The organism is Lysinibacillus sp. TE18511 (assembly GCF_054062295.1).
The window spans coordinates 1-18,973 of record NZ_JBSSFD010000059.1 but is presented as its reverse complement, the minus strand read 5'-3'; the positions used below and the strand labels follow the sequence as shown (position 1 = coordinate 18,973).

Here is an 18,973-nt window from a genome sequence, read left to right as displayed (position 1 = left end):
ACCCGTGGAAGAGCGTGAAAACGTGTTGCGACAAGACTTTACAACCGAAACTATCAATGAAAAATGGGTGGCAGATATTACGTATATCCACACAGCACAAGATGGTTGGTGTTATTTGGCGTCGGTATTAGATTGTCACACCAAGAAAATTATTGGGTATAAATTTGGTCGTAAAATGACGGTTGACCTAGTTTTAGAAGCCCTTGATAACGCAGTAGCAGCGCAAAATCCAGCACCAGGACTAATTGTACACACTGATTTAGGCTCTCAATATACAAGTGAAATTTTTGGTGAACGCATAAAGAAATACGAAATGATCCCATCATTTAGTCGAAAAGGATGCCCTTATGACAATGCATGCATCGAATCATTTCACGCAACACTCAAAAAAGAAGAAGTATACCGAACACGTTACGACCGCTTTGAAACCGCACGCGTAGCTTTATTTAAGTACATCGAAGGCTGGTACAATCGCAAGCGAATCCACGGTAGCATTGATTATTTCACACCCGATGCGTATGAGAAAATGTGCCGAGCAGCAGCGTAAAAAAGGGGTACAAAGAAATCTACCCCTCCACATTTTTCGGGCGCAACTTCCATACATTTTCCGCTCTACATCCCGAGTAGGCGGTCAAAGGCTCTTTTCACTTTGACGGGCTACTCGGGATGTGGAACACTCCAAAAATGGACGTTGCGAAACACAAAAAAATTAACTTGAGTGTGTCTATAAACTTGACGTAGATCCAATAGAAGACAGCTAGGTATTAAAATATACCAAGTTAATTTCATTCAGTTTTACTGAAACAAATGCGCTTATAAGTACGGCAATAACGCTAATTTAACCGTATAAATTTTTGATTATCACTGTATATTACAACTTTACTTGGAGTAGCGAGCATGATAGCCTTGCTCGCGTAGCCAGCGCATGTAATAGCTGATTTTTGGCTGCCAAATCATGCAATTAGAGGTCTCTATATCAAGGTTGTAATTATTCACACATGAATAGGGAAGCAAAATGTACATCACGATACGGACATTTATATTAGCTCAAGAAGAACTGAATGATTTTTTTGATTGAGACCATATATCCATTTTAATGTGTTTTTTCTTCAATAATGTCCCGCTATTTTACACCAATTCCTAAGTCCATTAAAATGCCAGAAATCCCTACTTATTGAAAGCAGGGATTTCTCTTTGTATTCAATTATGAGATTTTAAATTAAAGCACTACACTACATTTAAGTACAACCCAGTTAGTAAAAAAGCGACTGCTCTATTGAACAATCGCCCCTGTTAGTTTAATAATTTCTACCCAAAATTTCTATCAAAAACAGAAGCATATAATAATTACCTGCACAAAGATATATTGCAACTTGAGTTGTTTTTTTGTTTTCATATACCGCAATGATATAAGTAGTACTTACCATCAGACAATTGTTTAGATATATAAATAATTTTTTCGAATTTTTCTATAGTGTCATCTCTATCAAAACTCAATATATCATCATCGGTGTATTCATGGTAATAAATAAGTTTTTCGATTACACTCGGACCATTCTTAAATAAATCTCTCCAAGCAGTAAAAATAGAAATAAGGGAGAAAGCCGAATGTTCATCAAATAGTGTTATCCCAATCTCATTAATCCCTACTTGTTTGGGGTTTCCTGGAAAAGCGGGGTTCATACATGGAATCCATGTAAGTGAATCAAAAATATATTCAAATACATTGTCATCAACTGTAATGTAATCAACAATTATATCCTTGTAATTGTCTCTATTCCTACCAAAATTAAGAAAAAAATTGTCATCTTGTGTTTCGGTCTTTTTTATCAAATAGAATTCATGCATAAATAGCCCCCTAGTATATTCAATCCATTTTTATGTAACAAAAAACTATTTTAACATATATTGTTCATTCTTTTGTTTTAATCTGTTAGTTTAAGTAGAAAAAGGCTCTGCTCCTTATTGAAGTAAAGCACCCGTTAGCCATCCATGAAGCGCAATAAACAGCACTTCATCACAGAAAATGAAAGATGATTAAGTTCTTTCATGGGGAGTTAAGAAGTGTCCCCGATATCAAAAGCAAAGACGTTATATTTTCCTCAAGTAAAAAAAGCCCAGTCTCAAAATTAATTGAGTACTTGGACTTGGTGTTACATGATCAAATTGTTTTAGCCATTGTTCTATTCGTAATTTCATAACCTATTTTTCATCATTTCCAATTGAAACCTTTTTCCGCTAAAAAATCTGTAATATGAGGACGGCGCTGTTCGATTAAAAAGTCAGCCATTTGCTTTGTCCAGTTATCAATTTTTCGATTCGATGAGCGATTATTATAGTATGTTTCCATTGTGTCATTGTAAGCAGGTAAAAGCTCTTCGTATTTTTCTGCATTGTATTCATTTTCATGTAATACTGCTGCAACTGGTAAACGAGGTTTTACTTCGTTGCGACGAGCAGGAACTCCGATTGTTAAGCCGAATAGTGGGAATACATAATCAGGTAGATTGAATAATTCGCTTATTTCCTCAGGCTTATTACGCACGCCGCCAATATAACAAATACCATATCCCATAGACTCTGCCGCAATGACAAAGTTTTGAGCGAATAATGATACATCAGCTACCCCAACAAGAACATTTTCTGCTGAATCCGCTACAATGTCTACACCTTCTAATTTACCTGCCATTTGCAGACGTTTGAAATCTACACAGAAGACAAAGGCACCGCCAGAAGTTTCGTATTGACGAGGATTACCAGAGAGTAAACCTAATTTTTCCTTTTTCTCTTCATCTGTTACCCAAATAACACTATAAGCTTGTACAAAATGTGATGTAGCAGCCATTTGTGCAGTAGCAATTAATTCTTCAATAATTTCTTTTGAAATTTGATTTCCATCATAAATACGAACCGAAGAGTGGTTACGTAACAATTGTTTAACCATCTAAAAAAAATCTCCTTTTCCCCTTATTTAACAAGAGCATATCACGCTTTTTTAAATAAATCGAATTTATGCGAGCTTAACATTATTTTTGGATAGTATTAAAATGCATTAATTTTCTCGTAAAGTTAAATATTTTGGTTAATATAGATTAAAAATTCTAAATAGTATAGAATTGTTTGTGCGACGGTTTATTTGGTTTATACACCAATAAATGGATTTTTGATCGGAAAAATTAAGCCAAGTAATCTAGTTGAACAAAAATAAAGTGGGATGGAGGAATAAGGGATGGAAGAAAAGTTAGCGAAAAAGCTTCGTAATGAACAGCTACGGAGCAAGGTTGTAACAGCAGAAGAAGCAGCATCTTGGATTGAGGATGGTATGGTACTTGGGATGAGCGGATTTACACGTGCTGGTGACGTTAAAGTGGTCCCACTGGCACTTGTGGAAAAAGCTAAAAAAGAGAGCTTTCAGGTAGATGTATATACAGGTGCATCGCTTGGTCCAGAAGTTGACCAATACTTAGCAGAAGCTGGCGTTATTCGCAAACGCGGACCTTTCCAAGCGGATGCCGGTATTCGTAATAAAATCAACAGTGGTGAAATCACATTCGTTGATGCGCACCTGTCACATAATGCAGAACTAGTACGTCAAGGTATTATTGGTCCTATTGATTTTGCAGTTATTGAAGCGACTGCTATTACAGAAGACGGCTTACTAATTCCTACAACTTCAGTTGGTAACTCTCCGATTTTTGTGCAAGAGGCAAACCAAATAATCATAGAGTTGAACATAGCTCAGCTTGATGCATTAGAGGGTGTGCACGATATTTTTGTGCCAGGACCACAGGGGAAACGTGATCCAATTCAATTACAAGATGTATCGGATCGACTTGGCACAATTGGTATTCCACTAGATTTAGATAAAGTCAAAGGTATTGTGATTTCAGATATATTAGATGCACCATCAACAATCGTTCCTGCTGATGAAGAAACAGATATTATGGCCAATCATTTATTAAACTTCCTACGTGAAGAAATTAAAGTAGGCCGTTTAACGACAAGTTTACGACCAATCCAATCAGGAGTAGGTTCAGTAGCAAATGCTGTATTATTAGGCTTTAAAGATTCTGAGTTTGAGAACTTGGAAATATATTCGGAAGTACTACAAGATGCGGTATTTGAATTAATAGATGCAGGTAAGGTAAACTTTGCATCTGCTACTTCTATTACTCTTTCCGAGGCAGTTGGAAATCGAGTGTATAGTAATTTCGAACAATATACCGATAAATTAGTATTACGCCCGCAAGAAATTTCTAACCAACCAGAAATTATTCGCCGACTCGGGTTAATTTCTGTTAATACAGCGCTTGAAGTAGATATTTACGGGAATGTGAATTCTACGCATGTTTCTGGCACAAAGATGATGAATGGAATCGGCGGTTCTGGAGACTTTGCACGTAATGCAAGATTAGGTATTTTCGTCACAAAATCTTATGCGAAAGGCGGAAATGTTTCTAGTATCGTCCCAATGGTATCGCATGTGGACCATACGGAGCATGATGTAGACGTAATCGTTACAGAGCAGGGAGTAGCAGATTTGCGAGGGCTTGCACCAAAAGAACGGGTTGCACTCATTATCGATAACTGTGCACATCCGGAATATCGTGAGCAATTACGGAAGTATTTTAACGATGCTAACGAAGCAACAGGTGGGCACCATACGCCACACAATCTAGAAAAAGCACTTTCATGGCATGTAAATTACGCAAAAAACGGGACGATGAAGGACCCTGCATTATCGAAATAATAAAATGAAGAAAGCCTTGAAGGACAGTTGACTTGTTCCTTCAAGGCTTTTAGTTGTTAAGAATGTATTGCGGCAAAAAGCTCGGGTCAAGCAAGGTCTCTGAGTGATCGTTTGAGCCTCCGAAGTGATCGGGCGGGGCCCCGATGTGATCAGGTGAGCCCTCGAAGTGATCGGGTAAGCCCCAGCCCGTAGCGGAAATCAAAGCCTTCTAATCAGGATGGATAAAAATGGTTAATCAACACACCTGGTTATTTCTTTTTCTTAAATGCAGAAGTCACTTTAGGCTCAGTTCCCTGAATTAATCTCTTAATATTTTCAATATGCAAAATGATTGCTATTGCAAAAAGTAGTAGGGCAATAATCGTTGGACCTACTCCAGGAATCCATAAATATGTTGCTGTACAAAAAACAAGATAAAATTCAAGTACACCGACAATTAAATAATTCGTCGCGAAAGATAAAATAACAAATAAAATGAGTGCAAATAAACCAATTTTCCAATCAACTGCAAGTAGGATCCCTATGATTGATGCAGTTCCTTTGCCGCCATCGAAGCCCATGTGAAATGGGAAGTTGTGACCTAGGATGACACCGGCAGCTATGATATAGGTTAAGAGCCAAACTTGTACGTCTGTTAAATGTGTTGCATCTGCTAGATAAAAATGGGCACCTATAATAGCTGCTACACCTTTACCGATATCGATAAGTGCGACTAATACGCCGTATTTCCATCCAAGGGAAAGTGTTGCATTGGAAGCACCAGCATTGCCATGACCAGTCTTTTTTAGATCTACCCCGGATAAAAACTGCGCAACTTTAGAGCCGTGAATACAGCCAATTAAATAACCAACAAGTAGAAAAATGATAACGGCTTTTTCCATAAAACTCCTCCTTTATAAATAAATACTAAAATAGTGTATGCGTTCGTAATACGTTCAGAAGCAGACAGAAGTTTCGGAAAAAATAAAATTTTAGTGTTGACAGAAAAAAAGTCTATGTTTATACTTTGTAACAACGATGGAAATTGAATCTCATACTCTTATCAAGAGCGGCGGAGGGATAGGCCCTATGATGCCCGGCAACCAGTAAGTGACGAACTTGCTAAGGTGCTAATTCCTACAGATTCTTACTTGGATCTGGCAGATAAGGGGAGGAAAACTTGCAACCGCAACCCTCTTCTTAGCTGAAGAGGGTTTTTGTTTTCTACTGAAAAATCCTCCTCATCTCCGGTGCCATCGTAAACAAATAACCATTTGGAGGTATACAATGACAAATTTTAAACCAGAAACATTGCTGTTACACGGTGGCCAAGAGCCAGACCCAGTAACAGGATCTCGAACAGTACCCGTATATCGCTCAACGGCTTTCGTTTTTAAAGACACTGCTCATGCGCAACGTCTTTTTGCCTTAGAGGAAGCTGGCAATATTTACACTCGTATTACAAACCCAACTGTAGATGTTTTTGAAAAACGCGTCGCTTTATTAGAGGGCGGTACAGCAGCAGTAGCACTTTCATCTGGTGCAGCAGCTATCGCATTTTCCATTTTAAATCTTGCGGGTGCAGGTGATGAAATTGTCGCGGCGAGTTCTTTATATGGAGGTACTTATAATTTATTTGCCAATACACTACCAAACTATGGTATTAAAACAATTTTTGTAGACGAAACAAACCCTGAAAATTTCCGAGCAGCGATTACCGATAAAACAAAAGCGGTATTCGCTGAAATTTATGGTAACCCAAGTTTAAAAGTGCTAGATATTGAAGCAGTAGCGAATATTGCACATGAAAACGGCTTGCCATTAATTATTGATAGTACATTTGCTTCACCATATGGCTCTACACCAATTGACTTCGGTGCAGATATCGTCGTTCATTCCGCAACAAAATGGATTGGCGGACATGGTACAACTTTAGGTGGCGTTGTAGTAGATGCAGGAAAGTTTGATTGGACTCGTGGACGTTTCCCAGGCTTTACTGAGCCAGATGCTTCTTATCACGGTTTGCGTTATGGTATTGACACAGCAGAGGCTGCATTTGCCACAAAACTGCGTGTACAATTGCTACGCGACTTTGGACCAACGTTAAGTGCAGATGCAGCATTTAATTTATTACAAGGTTTAGAAACGCTTCATTTGCGTATTCCTAAACACAATGAAAATGCATTGGCAGTAGCTGAATATTTACGAAACCACCCATCTGTGGAATATGTAAATTACAATGGCTTAGAAGATTTCCCTACTCATGATTTAGCAAAAAAATATTTGAGAAATGGCTTCGGTTCAGTGCTTACATTCGGTATTAAAGGTGGACGTGAAGCAGGGCGTAAACTAATTGATAGTGTGAAATTATTCTCGCACGTAGCAAATGTAGGGGATGCCAAATCATTAATTATTCATCCAGCATCTACTACACATCAGCAATTATCAGCTGAAGAGTTAATCCAAACTGGTGTAACCGAGTCGCTCATTCGCTTATCAATCGGTTTAGAGGCAGTAGAGGATATCATTGCAGATTTAGAACAAGCTATTGAACAAGTAACAGCTTCTCAACAAACAATAGAGGCTTAATAAAAATTGGCTAATGTTGTAGCGTTTACGTATTGTCTCATTCGATGGGCCTCATTTGGTAATACGTAAAACGTTGCTGCATCAACCACTTACCCCATTTGGTAAGTAATCCGAAAGTATGCACAAATAATTCCTAGTAATTTTATAAGTATTATTGACTTATTTAAATCCTTGTATTATACTTGGGAATAACTTAAGCGTTCGAAAGGCTACCAACCTAGAACCAAATTGTTTTTCATAAGTACTCTCCACTTTTGAATATTTGCGTAGCCAATAGCTACACTGATCTAAAAACTGATGATAAAGGAGTGTTTTAAATGGGAAATGTTTATAGTGCGCAAAACATTGCATCTTATCTTATTTATGAACTAAATGAAAATCATGTGTTTGTGAACAACATGTCCATTCAAAACATACTTGCGTCAGTTGAAAGCAAATGGGTACAGACATTTGGACATTCTGCTTTTAATGAATTCGTTTATGCTAAAGAGGAAGGCTATATAGTAAAAGAGGTCTTCAAAGCATATGAAATATATGGTGCAAGTCACATTCCTGTACCTGCGACAGAGTATTACTTAAAATACGGTACATTCCAATTAGTTGAACGTACGTATGCAATACCAAACTTTACGCAAGAAGAAATTGAACTTGTACAACAGGTTATATCAACATATCGTTATCAAATGCTATCAAAAGCTAGTTAGTTCTCCCTCATAAATCTCGGCTCATTCTCTGCTGCTACAGGGAATGAGCCTTTTAATTAGATTTGATAAGTGGGAGAGAGATAGATTAACTGACCTGAAAAAATTTTTTATTGGTATCTTTTAAATGAACAATTTTTATGAACGTTTAAGCATACATATATAATAGAAGAAAGACTTTCGTTTTCTTTAGAAAAAACCGTCAATATTTGTTCAAATATTATAGAACAACTAAAAAAACGTATAATAAAGGGAATGAAACCGATTTCTTCTGCACGTCTAGAGAAAACAAATGTCCTCTCTAGAAAGATTTTTCTTGTGCATTGTATGTATTTGCGTTACAATTTTTTTAAGTTGAATTTTGAATTATTTGAATTTGTGTGTGTTGCACAGATTTATGATCTTCATTCAGTAAAGGGTTTGTGTAGCGAAAGTGAAATGATAGCTATAGAAGACTTTTGCAAATGGCGAGAGCGAAATGCCATGACTCTAAATCTGCTGAAACTGAAGTTAGAAACATCGCAAACTGGCCTACGATATACAGTCTGCGCACAATTCAAAATCTGTACGAATTAAGCTAAGGCGTAATTAAATTTAATGAAACTGCGGAATGTAAGTTGGAGGGAATAACAAGAATGGCAACTATAAAGGCAGCGATCCTAGGATTTGGAACGGTAGGTCAAGGAATTTACCATATATTAAACGAAAAGCGTGAAGAGCTTAAACATAAATTAGGAATTGAGTTAGAAGTAGCAAAAATTTTAGTGACAGATGCTAGCCGTGAACGTGTACCAGGCACAGCGCATTTAATGACAACTAGTATGGATGACGTTTTAGCAGAGCCAGGTATGCAGGTTGTATTTGAAGCGATTGTCAATGAGGAGCCAGCATTTACTTATTTAAAACGTGCTGTAGAGCATAAATGCCATGTCATTACAGCTAACAAAGTGATGTTCGCGAAAAGAGGCTTAGAACTACAGGATCTTGCAAAAGAGAATGGTGTATTTGTCGGCTTTGAGGCAACAACAGCTGGTGGTGTGCCTGTTATTAAAACGATGAAAAATATTTTACTAGTTAATGATGTTAGTCGTATTCAAGGAGTTTTAAATGGCACATGCAATTATATTCTAACAAAAATGCGTGCACAGGGCTGGTCGTTCGAAACAGCTTTAAAAGAGGCGCAAAATTTAGGGTATGCAGAGGCAGATCCATATAATGATATCTCAGGCCAGGATGCCTTTAAGAAATTAATGATTTTAAGTGCACTAGCATTTGGAGAGCAACCAGATTGGGCTGATGTAGAAGTGATCGGGATTGATAGCATTTCAGCCGAGCAAGTGAAAGAAGCGTGTGAACAAGGCTTACGTTATCGTCATGTTGCAGAGGTTGAGAAGTTGGCGGATGGTACAGTAGTAGCAAAGGTTGGCCCACAATTAGTTGATAAAGAACATCCACTTTATCCGGTGGATGACGTGAATAATGCTGTAGCGTTGGATACAAATTATATTGGCACATTAACATTAGTAGGACCTGGCGCAGGTATGTATCCAACAGCTAGTGTAATGGTTGAGGATTATGCGGAAATTATTGGTAAACGAGCTGGGTTTGTCGTAACAATATAATGGGCGGGAGTTAACTGTGTCCGCCTGATTTCAACTAAAATAATATAAATGCCTAACATTCACAATATCAAATTGTTTGAATGCTAGGCATTTTTTAATCCTCATCTTTAACATCAATATCCTCTGGAATGGGTGTATTACGCCAAATTTCGATTTCCTCCTTTATAAGTTCTAGTTGATTAAAATAAGTACTGAATTGCCCGCTATTAATCAGTATTTGATCTCCATCATAAACAGAACGGATGCGTCCCTCATAGACTAAACGCAGTACTTGATCCTCAGGCATACTAAGATCTATAGCTGTTTCTTCAACGGTTTTATACATAATTTTCGCTCCTTTTGTTGTTTATATTATAACGTCCCTTACAAAGAAAGCATACTGTGGCTAATGTAAGAAAAAGAAATATGGTAATTGTTTGATTTTGGATAAATCTGTATTATTAAGGTTAATGAGTGGTAAGGTCAAAGGGGGCAATAAAAGATGTATCCATTTTTCGTACTACTAGCGGCAATATTGTGGGGTATGACAGGCACTGCACAAACATTCTTAGTTGATGGAGTATCCCCGATAGCGGTGGCAACAGTTCGCTCTGCAATTGGTGGCGGACTATTATTAGCTATGACCATTTTGCTACGTAAAATTAACTTTTATAAATGGTCGTGGAAATGGACAATTTTAGCTGCCGCGAGCATTGCCTTATTCCAAGGTCTTTTTTTCTCATCAATACGTCTAACAGGTGTAGCTATTGGAACAGTTGCAACGATTGGTAGTGCTCCTATGTTTTCAGGCGCTTTAGAATGGATACTATGGAAAACTCGACCGACAAAGGTGTGGGGCATAGCAACAATTATAGCAATACTCGGCTGCATGTTATTATTCGTTAATAATGGGGAAGGGGCTGTTCATATGGGAGGGATCGGACTAGCTCTTTGTGCAGGTTTCTCCTTCGCCATGTACACAAATATTAGTAAAAAGCTTATGACACAAGAGGAGGCACTTCCAGCAGTAGCGATGACGTTTTCAATTTGTGCGTTATTTTTGCTTCCTTTCTCAATCAGTGGTGGTTTTAGCTGGTTAGCTGTCGCACACAATCTATGGACGATGCTTTTCATGGGAATAATGTGTACAAGCATAGCCTATTTATTGTTTTTAAAAGGTCTTCAGAAAATTACTTCATCGACGGCTGTAACACTATCACTAGCAGAGCCGTTGACAGCAGCCATACTGGGGGTCTTTTTAGTCGGAGAATATTTAAGTGTGACTTCCTGGATCGGTGTAGTAATGTTATTAGGTGGCATTGTTGTACTGACATTCGGAGGACGAAAAAAGGTTTGAGAACAAGTCTTACAATATTTTTGTATGCTTGCCCCTGGGAAAAGCACTCAGTCGAAACGGAAATCAACCCCACGTTATGGTGATGAGCCAAATAGTTAACTAATACATTTGATAGGATTCATTAAAACCTTAAGAATTTCTTCATTTTTATAATAACTGGTTTTTAAGATTTAACAGGTACACTATTATTTGAGAGCGAGGTGCATATCATGACGAAACTAACAGTTCTTGTAACGGACGATGATCAAGATATTCGTGATGGTATTGAAATTTATTTAAAAAATGAAGGCTACAATGTCATTAAAGCTGCTGACGGCTTAGAGGCACTTGAAAAGCTAGAAAACAATGAAGTACATTTAATTATTTTAGATATTATGATGCCAAATATGGATGGAATTACAGCGACATTTAAGATTAGAGAAGCGCGCAATATTCCAATTATTATGCTTAGTGCGAAGGCAGAGGATGGCGACAAAATTCATGGATTGTCTGTAGGTGCAGATGATTACGTCACAAAACCTTTTCATCCATTAGAATTGTTGGCTCGGGTAAAATCACAGCTACGACGTTATGTACAACTTGGGACGTACAATGACGAAACAGCAAAGGTGGAAATCGACGGACTTGTATTGGATGAAGACGCCAAGGAAGTCATTTTAGAAGGAGAGCCTGTTCGATTAACACCAATCGAATATAAAATTACGGAATTATTAATGAAAAATGCAGGACGTGTATTTTCGATTAGAGAGATTTATGAGCGTGTATGGAATGAGGAAGCCTACAATGCAGAAAATATTGTGGCAGTGCACATTCGAAAAATACGTGAAAAAATCGAAGCAGATCCGAAAAATCCACGCTATTTAAAGGTGGTGTGGGGCGTTGGCTATAAAATGGAAAAATAAAATAGAACAGTATGTTACAATTGCAGGGTTTGTAGCAGCGGTTATTGGACTAATTTATTTCGGTGTATTTGCGTATCAGCTAGTCAATGCCCGCTCTTCAGAGGTATTACAATTACTTGAGAAAATTTTATAGAGGGGAGTTATTAGTATGTTGAAAAATTGGAAACCTCTTCTCGCTCTTATATGTTTAATCTGGGTGATTTTCGGTATATTTACGTTTTCCAATATTGGGTATCAATATATTGGAAAGTCCTACTTCCAATCCGATGATTTCCAGCACGAACTTGATAATTTTCAGTCGGAGTTAGGACCTTTAGTGTTAAATGTACCAGTTGCCAAGGATTTAAAAAGTAAAATAGTGGTTACGCAAAATGAAATTGAAGAGCATCGTAATCGCTATGGAACAATAGGAAGCCAGATCGATAATATTAAAGCTCAATATGAGGAACGTATTCAAGAAGCTGCTAATGTAAATGCAACGGACTTAAAAACAAAGCTTGAGAAAGAGCGAGATGAGAAAATTAAAGATATTACGGCAAACTTTGAGGATGATGAGCATGTTCGTAAGAAAATTCTTGCTGATAAGGAAGCACTCGTTGATCAATATATAAAGGCAGCACAAGATGAAGCAAAGAATTTTGTGAAAAATAATAATTACTGGTCTTATGAATTAACGAACACTGAAACAGGCAAAACGTATCGTTCAGGCGATGTTTCGGATAGTAGCGCTTATAAAAAAGAGTACACTGAGCAGCATCCATTAATTACTGAGAATATTAGTAATAGTTTGAACTATATTTTTTATGAAAATGATGCCTACGTTAACACAGATAATCTTAGAGAAACTGCTGATTACACTGGTACCATTACAATTTCTAAAAAATCAGCACAAACAGCATATGTTATGGAAGGCTATGACCATTTTAAACTCAATCAATATATCTACTTCATTATATGGTTAACGAGTATTGTAGCGGCTATTTTTGCATGGAAAGGGCGTAAAGAAGTACTGCGAATGGTACTAGGTATAAAGGAAAAAGAAGCTCTTGCAAAGCTGAAAATTGATTACCAAATAGGATTATTGTTCATAACTGGCTCTATGTATTGGTTTGCATCACATATTGTTATGGATTCAATTGGATCTTACTATCAATACAATTATGTACGCGTTATCTTGGATATACTATTTGAAGCAGGCGTCTTAATGATTATCGCGATCGTATTCTTTATTCAGCTAATATGGTTGTATAATCGAGTGAATACAGCGCAGAAATTAGAAGAGAATTTAAAAGCTAGCTATTTATGGTCACTAGGCGAATCAATTACAGATTTATTTATAAATCGTTCCATTGCATTGCATTCCATTGTGATGATTGGAGCAGCGTTTTTCGGTGGTGGAAGTCTTGTCGCTACAATGTTAAGAGGTGGCGGTTTTCCTTTCTTTGTATTTGTCATCTGCGCAATGATCGGTATACCAGCCATGATTGTTTTCCTCTCTAGAATGGGCTATTTAAACCGAATTATGAAGGATACAAAAGACATGGCGGAAGGACGTTTAAATCGTGATGTGAAGGTAATGGGCAAATCACCACTTGCAGGGCATGCAGAAAATCTTAATCATTTAAGGGAAGGCGTACGCACGTCCATGCATGAGCAGGCAAAAAGTGAGCGATTAAAAACAGAGTTAATTACGAATGTTAGTCATGATTTACGCACACCATTAACATCCATTATTACGTACACCGATTTACTGAAAAATCCTGATATTACAGAGGAAGAGCGTAAGCAATATATTCATATTCTTGATAAAAAATCAGAGCGTTTAAAAGTATTAATAGAGGATCTTTTTGAAGTATCAAAAATGGCGAGTGGTAATATTGAGCTCCATCGTAGTCGAGTTGATTTAACTCAGCTGGTGCAGCAGGCGGTAGGGGAGCATGAGGAAGATTTAATGCAGGCGCGTTTAGATTTACGAATGACAAAGCCTCATGAGCCAATTTACGCATATGTAGATGGTCAAAAATGGTGGAGACTGATCGATAATTTAATTGTCAATGTATTGAAATATGCATTAGAAGGCACGCGTGTCTATGTTACATTAAAACATACTCCTGAGGGTGATGCGGAATTCACGGTTAAGAATGTCGCAAAGTATGAAATTAGCGAGGATGCCGAAGAATTATTTGAACGCTTTAAGCGAGCGGATGCTTCTCGCCATACAGAGGGCTCAGGGCTCGGCTTAGCCATAGCGCAATCCATCGTAGATTTACATGGTGCTCGTATGAGTATAGAAATAGACGGAGATTTATTTAAGGTAATCGTTCGAATTCCGGCAGTATAATCAGACAGCGGCAAAAGTTTTGCCGCTGTTTTCATTATGTTGAAAAATAAAATATGTGAGGAAATCCTTTTGAATGTTGTGGATTTCAATCCGTCGTTTTGGCGGGGCCATTCTCGGCTCTAGCGGTTCTAACCACGGTTTTGGCTGTTCTAACCACGGTTTTGGCTGTTCTATCCACGGTTTTGGCTGTTCTAACCACGGTTTTGGCTGTTCTAACCACGGTTTTGGCTGTTCTATCCACGGTTTTGGCTGTTCTAACCACGGTTTTGGCTGTTCTAACCACGGTTTTGGCTGTTCTAACCACGGTTTTGGCTGTTCTATCCACGACTTTGGCTGTTCTATCCGTTACTTCGACTCTTCAATCCGTCGCCTCGGCTCTACGAAGCGAAGCGGCCCATCGGAGCCCCCGGAAAAGCGCTCAGGAGGAACGGAAATCAACCACTCATTTTGCCGAAGAGCCACACTATATTTAATAGAACATCTTAATTTCATTGACGTAGTTATAACCCTAAATTCTTGGCAATAATTACTTTCATGACCTCGTTGGTACCTGCATAAATGGACATGACCGGAATATCTCGATATCTTCTAGCAATCTTATATTCTTCCATATAACCGTAGCCACCATGTAACTGCATACATTGGATAGCAAGCTCACGTGCATTTTCTGTTATCCAGTATTTTGCCATTGAAACCTTTGTCACAACATCATTTCCTGCGATATGCTCTTCTATTAAAGATTCTAAGAAAGATTTGCCAAGCTCAATTTTTGTCGCCATTTCCGCTATTTTAAATTGTGTGTTTTGGAAGTCACTAATTGATTTACCAAAAGCTTCGCGTGATTTTACATAATCAATCGTTAAGGCCAGCATATCCTCAGCAGCCGTTTGTGCAGCGATGGCCACTGCTAAACGCTCTTGCTGCAACTTTTCCATCATATAGGTAAAGCCTTTACCTTCTTCACCGAGGAGATTTTCTACAGGTACTCGACAATCCTCGAAATATAGCTCAGCTGTGTCCTGTGCGTGCATTCCGACTTTTTCGAGCTTGCGGCCTTTCGTGAAGCCAGGTGTCCCGTCCTCTATGACAAGAAGGCTAATGCCACGATGTTTTTTTTCTGCCTGAGGATTTGTTTTGACAGCAACAACCGCCAAGTTTGTATGAATACCATTTGTAATAAATGTTTTTTGTCCGTTGACGATGTAATGATCGCCATCACGAATGGCAGTTGTTTGGAGGTTTGCTAAATCTGAACCTGCGCCTGGCTCTGTCATAGCAATCGCTGTAATATATTCACCTGTAACACATTTAGGTAGCCAGCGTGATTTTTGCTCATTTGAGCCGTATGCCTCAATATACGGCACGACAATATCGTTATGCAAACCAACGCCAATAAGACTTGAACCTACTCGCTCTAGCTCTTCTTGAATAGTAACGCCGAAGCTAAAATCGAGCCCGAGACCGCCATATTGTTCTTCTACTTGGGGGCATAGATAGCCCATTTCTCCGAGCTTACGCCAAAACTCAAGTGGAATAAGTTGATCTTTTTCCCATTGTGGATAGTGTGGTTCAGCTTCTTCTGCTAAAAACTTACGTAAGGTTTTACGAAATAACTCATGCTCTGTTGATTCGAATTTGTATCTTGTCATTGGAACAGCACCCCTTTTTCGCTCGTAAATGTGTAAATTTTCTTACTATTATAATGTTACTGGAAAAATGGGCGAAATTAAAGTGTATTAATCAAAAAGTAGGGATCATTACCATAATGTAGGGTTGATTTCCATTCCGGCTGAGCGCTTTGGGCTGACGCTTCGCTTTCGCGCAGAGCAGAGCTTCCTGGGGGCGTCCGATGAGCCGCTTGGGCCAACAGATGTTTTTTGCGCAAAAGCGTAGTGCTAACGAAGCGGCAGCGGCAACAGCACATTGTTTCTTGCGCGAAAGCGTAGTGTTAACGTAGCGGCAGCAGCACGATGTAGGTCACAAAGGCGTTATCACAGGACGAGATGCTTTTAGCCTTTGTTCCTCTACCGCTGATCCCCAAGGAGTCGCTCAGTCTCCATTCCAATAGCTAAAGTGGTAAGTAATCACCTAGATTACGAAATTGTCACTTTCCTATTAGGGATTGTCATGTAAATCATACGATTGAATTCCGAGGAAGATGTACACTTGATATAAGGTGTCAATTGGTTGTCCTTTCTCCCTTACTTTCTAAAGACGAATAGTGAAAGTACTTAGTGCAAATATAAATATTAAGTATAATGCTATAATCGACTAAGAAAATATAAAAGTGGAGGACTAAAATATGCCTAAAGTAATTGGTGGAATTCTTTTAATAAGTATATATAGTGCATTAACTTTTTACTTAGGGTGGGGATTAAGGCAATGGCTTGTGGCAATGGAATGGTTCCGTTATCCAATTTTATATTGGTTAGTGCTATATATCATTGCATTTAGTATTATGATTGGCAGACTGCATGAGTCTTTACGAGTGTTTTCAATTATTGGTAATTACTGGATGTTTATTTTTGAATATGGATTATTAATTTGTTTGGGAGCAAATATTATTATTTGGCTAAGTCCCTTTAATAGTGTACAGATAATTGGCAGTATAGCAGTTGCAATGTTGCTTTTATTAAGTATTGTAGGCTCCTATTTAGCGTATTCTCCTGTTGTCCGTCATTTAGAAATAACGATGGATAAAAAGAGTAGTGAGTTAGAGTCGTTGAGAGTTGTAGTGGCATCAGATTTTCATTTAGGTGTTCTATCCCATAAAAAACATTTACAGCGCTTTGTTACTTTATCGAATGAAGCAAAGCCGGATATCGTCTTTTTAGTTGGGGATATTGTGGATGATGATCCTAAATGGTTTGTTCAAGAGGGAATGGCAGGTGTAATGAAGCAATTAACTTCTACATACGGAGTGTACGGTGTACTTGGTAATCACGAATATTACGGCAAGAAAATTTCTGAATTTGTTGAAGAGATGGAAAACGCAAATGTAAAAATTTTGAGGGACGAAACTATTAGAATCGATAATGCGTTACTATTAACGGGTCAAGAGGATAGGACAAATAAGGATAGAAAGCAACTAGATGCATTGAAGTTAACAGATGACTTGCCTTGGTTTGTAATGAATCATACCCCAAATGATTTAATAACGCCTGCAAAAATAAGCGTAGACTTCCATATGTCAGGTCATACACATAAAGGTCAACTATGGCCTAATCAGTATATAACGGCTCGTGTATTTGAGCTTGATTATGGTTATAAGATGAAGGGGAAAATGCATACACTTGTTTCATCAGGCTTTGGCTTTTGGGGCCCTCCGATGCGAATAGGCAGCCGTTCTGAATTATGGGTGGTAGATATCAATTTCCATTAAATAATAGGGGTGGCAGAGGCTGGTGTTTAGACCACTCGATGTTAAACAGCTATAATTATATTTTTGTGTAAATGTTGTCTACTCACAGCTGAAGACTATAGCCAATGTACATGAAAAAGAGTATTTTATTATATGTGGATATTTAATTAATAAAAGGTAAGGTGAAGATGTGGATATCATAGAGTTATTAAAGGCGTTAATTTTAGGTATGGTCGAAGGGTTGACAGAGTTTGCACCAGTGTCATCGACAGGTCATATGATTATTGTGGACGATATGTGGCTAAAGACAGAGGAGTTTTTAGGGATGTATCCCGCTAATACATTTAAAATTGTTGTTCAACTAGGTTCTATATTAGCCGTAGTCGTTGTGATGTGGAAACGAATGTTGAGCTTAGTAGGGCTATATAAAATCGAAGGACAATCTACTTCGATGAAAGGTCGCTTCAACTTAATGCATGTTATTGTGGGCATGTTGCCAGCAACTGTATTAGGTTTTGCATTTAAGGACTTTATCGATGACCATTTATTTAAAGTAGAGCATGTTATTTATGCTTTAGTAGCTGGGGCAATTTTAATGATTATTGCAGATAAATTTGCACCGAAAAAACCAAAAGTGGATTCGTTAGATAAGATTTCTTATGGTTTAGCATTTAAAGTAGGTTTAGTACAATGTTTATCACTTTGGCCAGGGTTTTCTCGTTCAGGTGCAACAATCTCTGGTGGTGTACTATTTGGGCTGAGTCACCGTGTAGCGGCAGATTTTACGTTCATTATGGCAGTACCAATTATGGCAGGTGCTAGTCTAGTATCTGTACTGAAAAACTGGGATACGCTATCTATGGATTATTTTAGCTTCTATGCAGTAGGGTTTATTAGTTCATTTATTTTTGCATTACTTTCTATTAAATTCTTCTTAGCACTTCTTTCAAAAGTGAAATTAATGCCATTTGCTATTTATCGTTTAGTACTAGCTGCTGTATTGGCTTTTATTATCTTTATGTAAATTAGAAAGTCACTCTTCTATTAAAGAACGAGTGGCTTTTTTGTTTATCTCACATGTTGTTCAAGCGATCTATGAAATACAAGAACGGTGAACAATAGTATTGAGCAAAATGCAGAATCTTTGAAAGCAGTCGAGGCGACGGATAGAGGTCGAGGCGACGGAAAGAACTGCAAGGACGACGGATAGAAGTCGAGGCGACGGAAAGAACTGCAAGGACGACGGAAAGAACCGCCAAAGTGACGGATAGAATCATCGAAGCGACGGATAGAAGTTGAGGCGACGGATAGAACTGCAAGGACGACGGAAAGAACCGCCAAAGTGACGGATAGAATCATCGAAGCGACGGATAGAAGTCGAGGCGACGGATA

At 38.1% G+C, this 18,973-nt stretch carries 19 protein-coding genes and 1 riboswitch; of the genes, 12 read left to right on the top strand and 7 right to left on the bottom strand.

What is annotated here, in order from left to right:
• Positions 1-547, top strand: a 547-nt coding sequence (locus ACVWXS_RS24245) for an IS3 family transposase (RefSeq protein ID WP_456960482.1), incomplete at its 5' end; no start/stop codon positions are given.
• An 845-nt stretch (positions 548-1,392) separates the two neighbouring features.
• Here ACVWXS_RS24245 and ACVWXS_RS24240 read toward each other — a convergent pair.
• Together ACVWXS_RS24240 and chrR are read right to left on the bottom strand one after the other, a co-directional pair.
• Complete coding sequence (locus tag ACVWXS_RS24240; RefSeq protein WP_456960481.1) at positions 1,393-1,848, bottom strand: hypothetical protein; 456 nt, start codon at positions 1,846-1,848, stop codon at positions 1,393-1,395.
• 364 nt (positions 1,849-2,212) lie between these two features.
• Positions 2,213-2,944 (bottom strand): class II chromate reductase ChrR, encoded by a 732-nt coding sequence (gene chrR, locus ACVWXS_RS24235; RefSeq protein ID WP_456960480.1) that lies wholly within the window; start codon positions 2,942-2,944, stop codon positions 2,213-2,215.
• A gap of 285 nt (positions 2,945-3,229) precedes the next feature.
• Here chrR and ACVWXS_RS24230 point away from each other — a divergent pair, with 285 nt between their 5' ends.
• Positions 3,230-4,750, top strand: a complete 1,521-nt coding sequence (locus tag ACVWXS_RS24230; protein ID WP_456960479.1) for a succinate CoA transferase — start codon at positions 3,230-3,232, stop codon at positions 4,748-4,750.
• Positions 4,751-4,998: 248 nt separating this feature from the next.
• Here ACVWXS_RS24230 and ACVWXS_RS24225 read toward each other — a convergent pair whose 3' ends face one another.
• Positions 4,999-5,631, bottom strand: a complete 633-nt coding sequence (locus ACVWXS_RS24225; RefSeq protein WP_456960478.1) for a glycerol-3-phosphate acyltransferase — start codon at positions 5,629-5,631, stop codon at positions 4,999-5,001.
• A gap of 155 nt (positions 5,632-5,786) precedes the next feature.
• A riboswitch (SAM riboswitch) is annotated at positions 5,787-5,900 on the top strand.
• A 116-nt stretch (positions 5,901-6,016) separates the two neighbouring features.
• On the opposite strand from ACVWXS_RS24225, the gene ACVWXS_RS24220 reads away from it, so the two are divergent.
• From ACVWXS_RS24220 to ACVWXS_RS24210, 3 genes are all read left to right on the top strand, one after another.
• On the top strand, positions 6,017-7,318 hold the full coding sequence (locus ACVWXS_RS24220) for an O-acetylhomoserine aminocarboxypropyltransferase/cysteine synthase family protein (protein ID WP_068985112.1): 1,302 nt from the start codon (positions 6,017-6,019) through the stop codon (positions 7,316-7,318).
• Positions 7,319-7,635: 317 nt separating this feature from the next.
• Complete coding sequence (locus tag ACVWXS_RS24215) at positions 7,636-8,022, top strand: hypothetical protein (protein WP_374964053.1); 387 nt, start codon at positions 7,636-7,638, stop codon at positions 8,020-8,022.
• A 632-nt stretch (positions 8,023-8,654) separates the two neighbouring features.
• On the top strand, positions 8,655-9,641 hold the full coding sequence (locus tag ACVWXS_RS24210; protein ID WP_374964052.1) for a homoserine dehydrogenase: 987 nt from the start codon (positions 8,655-8,657) through the stop codon (positions 9,639-9,641).
• A 94-nt stretch (positions 9,642-9,735) separates the two neighbouring features.
• Here the strand turns inward: ACVWXS_RS24210 and ACVWXS_RS24205 are convergent, their stop codons facing one another.
• The gene (locus ACVWXS_RS24205) at positions 9,736-9,966 is read right to left on the bottom strand and encodes a MerR family transcriptional regulator (protein WP_374964051.1); all 231 of its coding nucleotides are present in this window, start codon (positions 9,964-9,966) and stop codon (positions 9,736-9,738) included.
• Positions 9,967-10,122: 156 nt separating this feature from the next.
• On the opposite strand from ACVWXS_RS24205, the gene ACVWXS_RS24200 reads away from it, so the two are divergent.
• From ACVWXS_RS24200 to ACVWXS_RS24180, 5 genes are all read left to right on the top strand, one after another.
• Positions 10,123-10,977 (top strand): DMT family transporter, encoded by an 855-nt coding sequence (locus tag ACVWXS_RS24200; protein WP_456960477.1) that lies wholly within the window; start codon positions 10,123-10,125, stop codon positions 10,975-10,977.
• Between the two features lie 209 nt (positions 10,978-11,186).
• On the top strand, positions 11,187-11,879 hold the full coding sequence (locus ACVWXS_RS24195; RefSeq protein WP_374964049.1) for a response regulator transcription factor: 693 nt from the start codon (positions 11,187-11,189) through the stop codon (positions 11,877-11,879).
• The gene (locus ACVWXS_RS24190; RefSeq protein WP_456960476.1) at positions 11,857-12,012 is read left to right on the top strand and encodes a hypothetical protein; all 156 of its coding nucleotides are present in this window, start codon (positions 11,857-11,859) and stop codon (positions 12,010-12,012) included. The genes ACVWXS_RS24195 and ACVWXS_RS24190 overlap by 23 nt, the downstream gene beginning before the upstream one ends.
• A 15-nt stretch (positions 12,013-12,027) precedes the next feature.
• Entirely contained in the window at positions 12,028-14,220 is a 2,193-nt protein-coding gene (locus ACVWXS_RS24185; protein ID WP_456960474.1) for a histidine kinase dimerization/phospho-acceptor domain-containing protein, read from the top strand.
• Between the two features lie 73 nt (positions 14,221-14,293).
• A complete protein-coding gene (locus tag ACVWXS_RS24180; protein ID WP_456960473.1) occupies positions 14,294-14,746 on the top strand; it encodes a hypothetical protein in 453 nt (150 codons plus the stop codon).
• Here ACVWXS_RS24180 and ACVWXS_RS24175 read toward each other — a convergent pair.
• A complete protein-coding gene (locus ACVWXS_RS24175; RefSeq protein WP_456960472.1) occupies positions 14,721-15,869 on the bottom strand; it encodes an acyl-CoA dehydrogenase family protein in 1,149 nt (382 codons plus the stop codon). The genes ACVWXS_RS24180 and ACVWXS_RS24175 overlap by 26 nt on opposite strands.
• Positions 15,870-15,946: 77 nt before the next feature.
• Positions 15,947-16,105: a hypothetical protein gene (locus tag ACVWXS_RS24170; RefSeq protein WP_456960471.1), complete on the bottom strand. Its 159-nt coding sequence runs from the start codon at positions 16,103-16,105 to the stop codon at positions 15,947-15,949.
• A gap of 417 nt (positions 16,106-16,522) precedes the next feature.
• Here ACVWXS_RS24170 and ACVWXS_RS24165 point away from each other — a divergent pair, with 417 nt between their 5' ends.
• Positions 16,523-17,602, top strand: coding sequence for a metallophosphoesterase (locus ACVWXS_RS24165; protein ID WP_456960470.1), 1,080 nt, complete (start codon positions 16,523-16,525; stop codon positions 17,600-17,602).
• Positions 17,603-17,771: 169 nt separating this feature from the next.
• Positions 17,772-18,605: an undecaprenyl-diphosphate phosphatase gene (locus tag ACVWXS_RS24160; RefSeq protein ID WP_456960469.1), complete on the top strand. Its 834-nt coding sequence runs from the start codon at positions 17,772-17,774 to the stop codon at positions 18,603-18,605.
• Between the two features lie 44 nt (positions 18,606-18,649).
• Here the strand turns inward: ACVWXS_RS24160 and ACVWXS_RS24155 are convergent.
• A partial coding sequence (locus tag ACVWXS_RS24155; RefSeq protein ID WP_456960468.1) for a hypothetical protein occupies positions 18,650-18,973 on the bottom strand: 324 nt, incomplete at its 5' end.

Excerpts from the sequence above, each read along its gene's own strand:
- ACVWXS_RS24200 (WP_456960477.1), top strand. The coding sequence starts at position 10,123 with ATGTATCCATTTTTCGTACTACTAGCGGCAATATTGTGGGGTATGACA.
- ACVWXS_RS24230 (WP_456960479.1), top strand. The coding sequence starts at position 3,230 with ATGGAAGAAAAGTTAGCGAAAAAGCTTCGTAATGAACAGCTACGGAGC.
- ACVWXS_RS24175 (WP_456960472.1), bottom strand. The coding sequence starts at position 15,869 with ATGACAAGATACAAATTCGAATCAACAGAGCATGAGTTATTTCGTAAA.
- ACVWXS_RS24210 (WP_374964052.1), top strand. The coding sequence starts at position 8,655 with ATGGCAACTATAAAGGCAGCGATCCTAGGATTTGGAACGGTAGGTCAA.
- chrR (WP_456960480.1), bottom strand. The coding sequence starts at position 2,944 with ATGGTTAAACAATTGTTACGTAACCACTCTTCGGTTCGTATTTATGAT.
- ACVWXS_RS24195 (WP_374964049.1), top strand. The coding sequence starts at position 11,187 with ATGACGAAACTAACAGTTCTTGTAACGGACGATGATCAAGATATTCGT.
- ACVWXS_RS24225 (WP_456960478.1), bottom strand. The coding sequence starts at position 5,631 with ATGGAAAAAGCCGTTATCATTTTTCTACTTGTTGGTTATTTAATTGGC.
- ACVWXS_RS24215 (WP_374964053.1), top strand. The coding sequence starts at position 7,636 with ATGGGAAATGTTTATAGTGCGCAAAACATTGCATCTTATCTTATTTAT.
- ACVWXS_RS24240 (WP_456960481.1), bottom strand. The coding sequence starts at position 1,848 with ATGCATGAATTCTATTTGATAAAAAAGACCGAAACACAAGATGACAAT.
- ACVWXS_RS24185 (WP_456960474.1), top strand. The coding sequence starts at position 12,028 with ATGTTGAAAAATTGGAAACCTCTTCTCGCTCTTATATGTTTAATCTGG.
- ACVWXS_RS24205 (WP_374964051.1), bottom strand. The coding sequence starts at position 9,966 with ATGTATAAAACCGTTGAAGAAACAGCTATAGATCTTAGTATGCCTGAG.
- ACVWXS_RS24220 (WP_068985112.1), top strand. The coding sequence starts at position 6,017 with ATGACAAATTTTAAACCAGAAACATTGCTGTTACACGGTGGCCAAGAG.
- ACVWXS_RS24165 (WP_456960470.1), top strand. The coding sequence starts at position 16,523 with ATGCCTAAAGTAATTGGTGGAATTCTTTTAATAAGTATATATAGTGCA.
- ACVWXS_RS24180 (WP_456960473.1), top strand. The coding sequence starts at position 14,294 with ATGTTGTGGATTTCAATCCGTCGTTTTGGCGGGGCCATTCTCGGCTCT.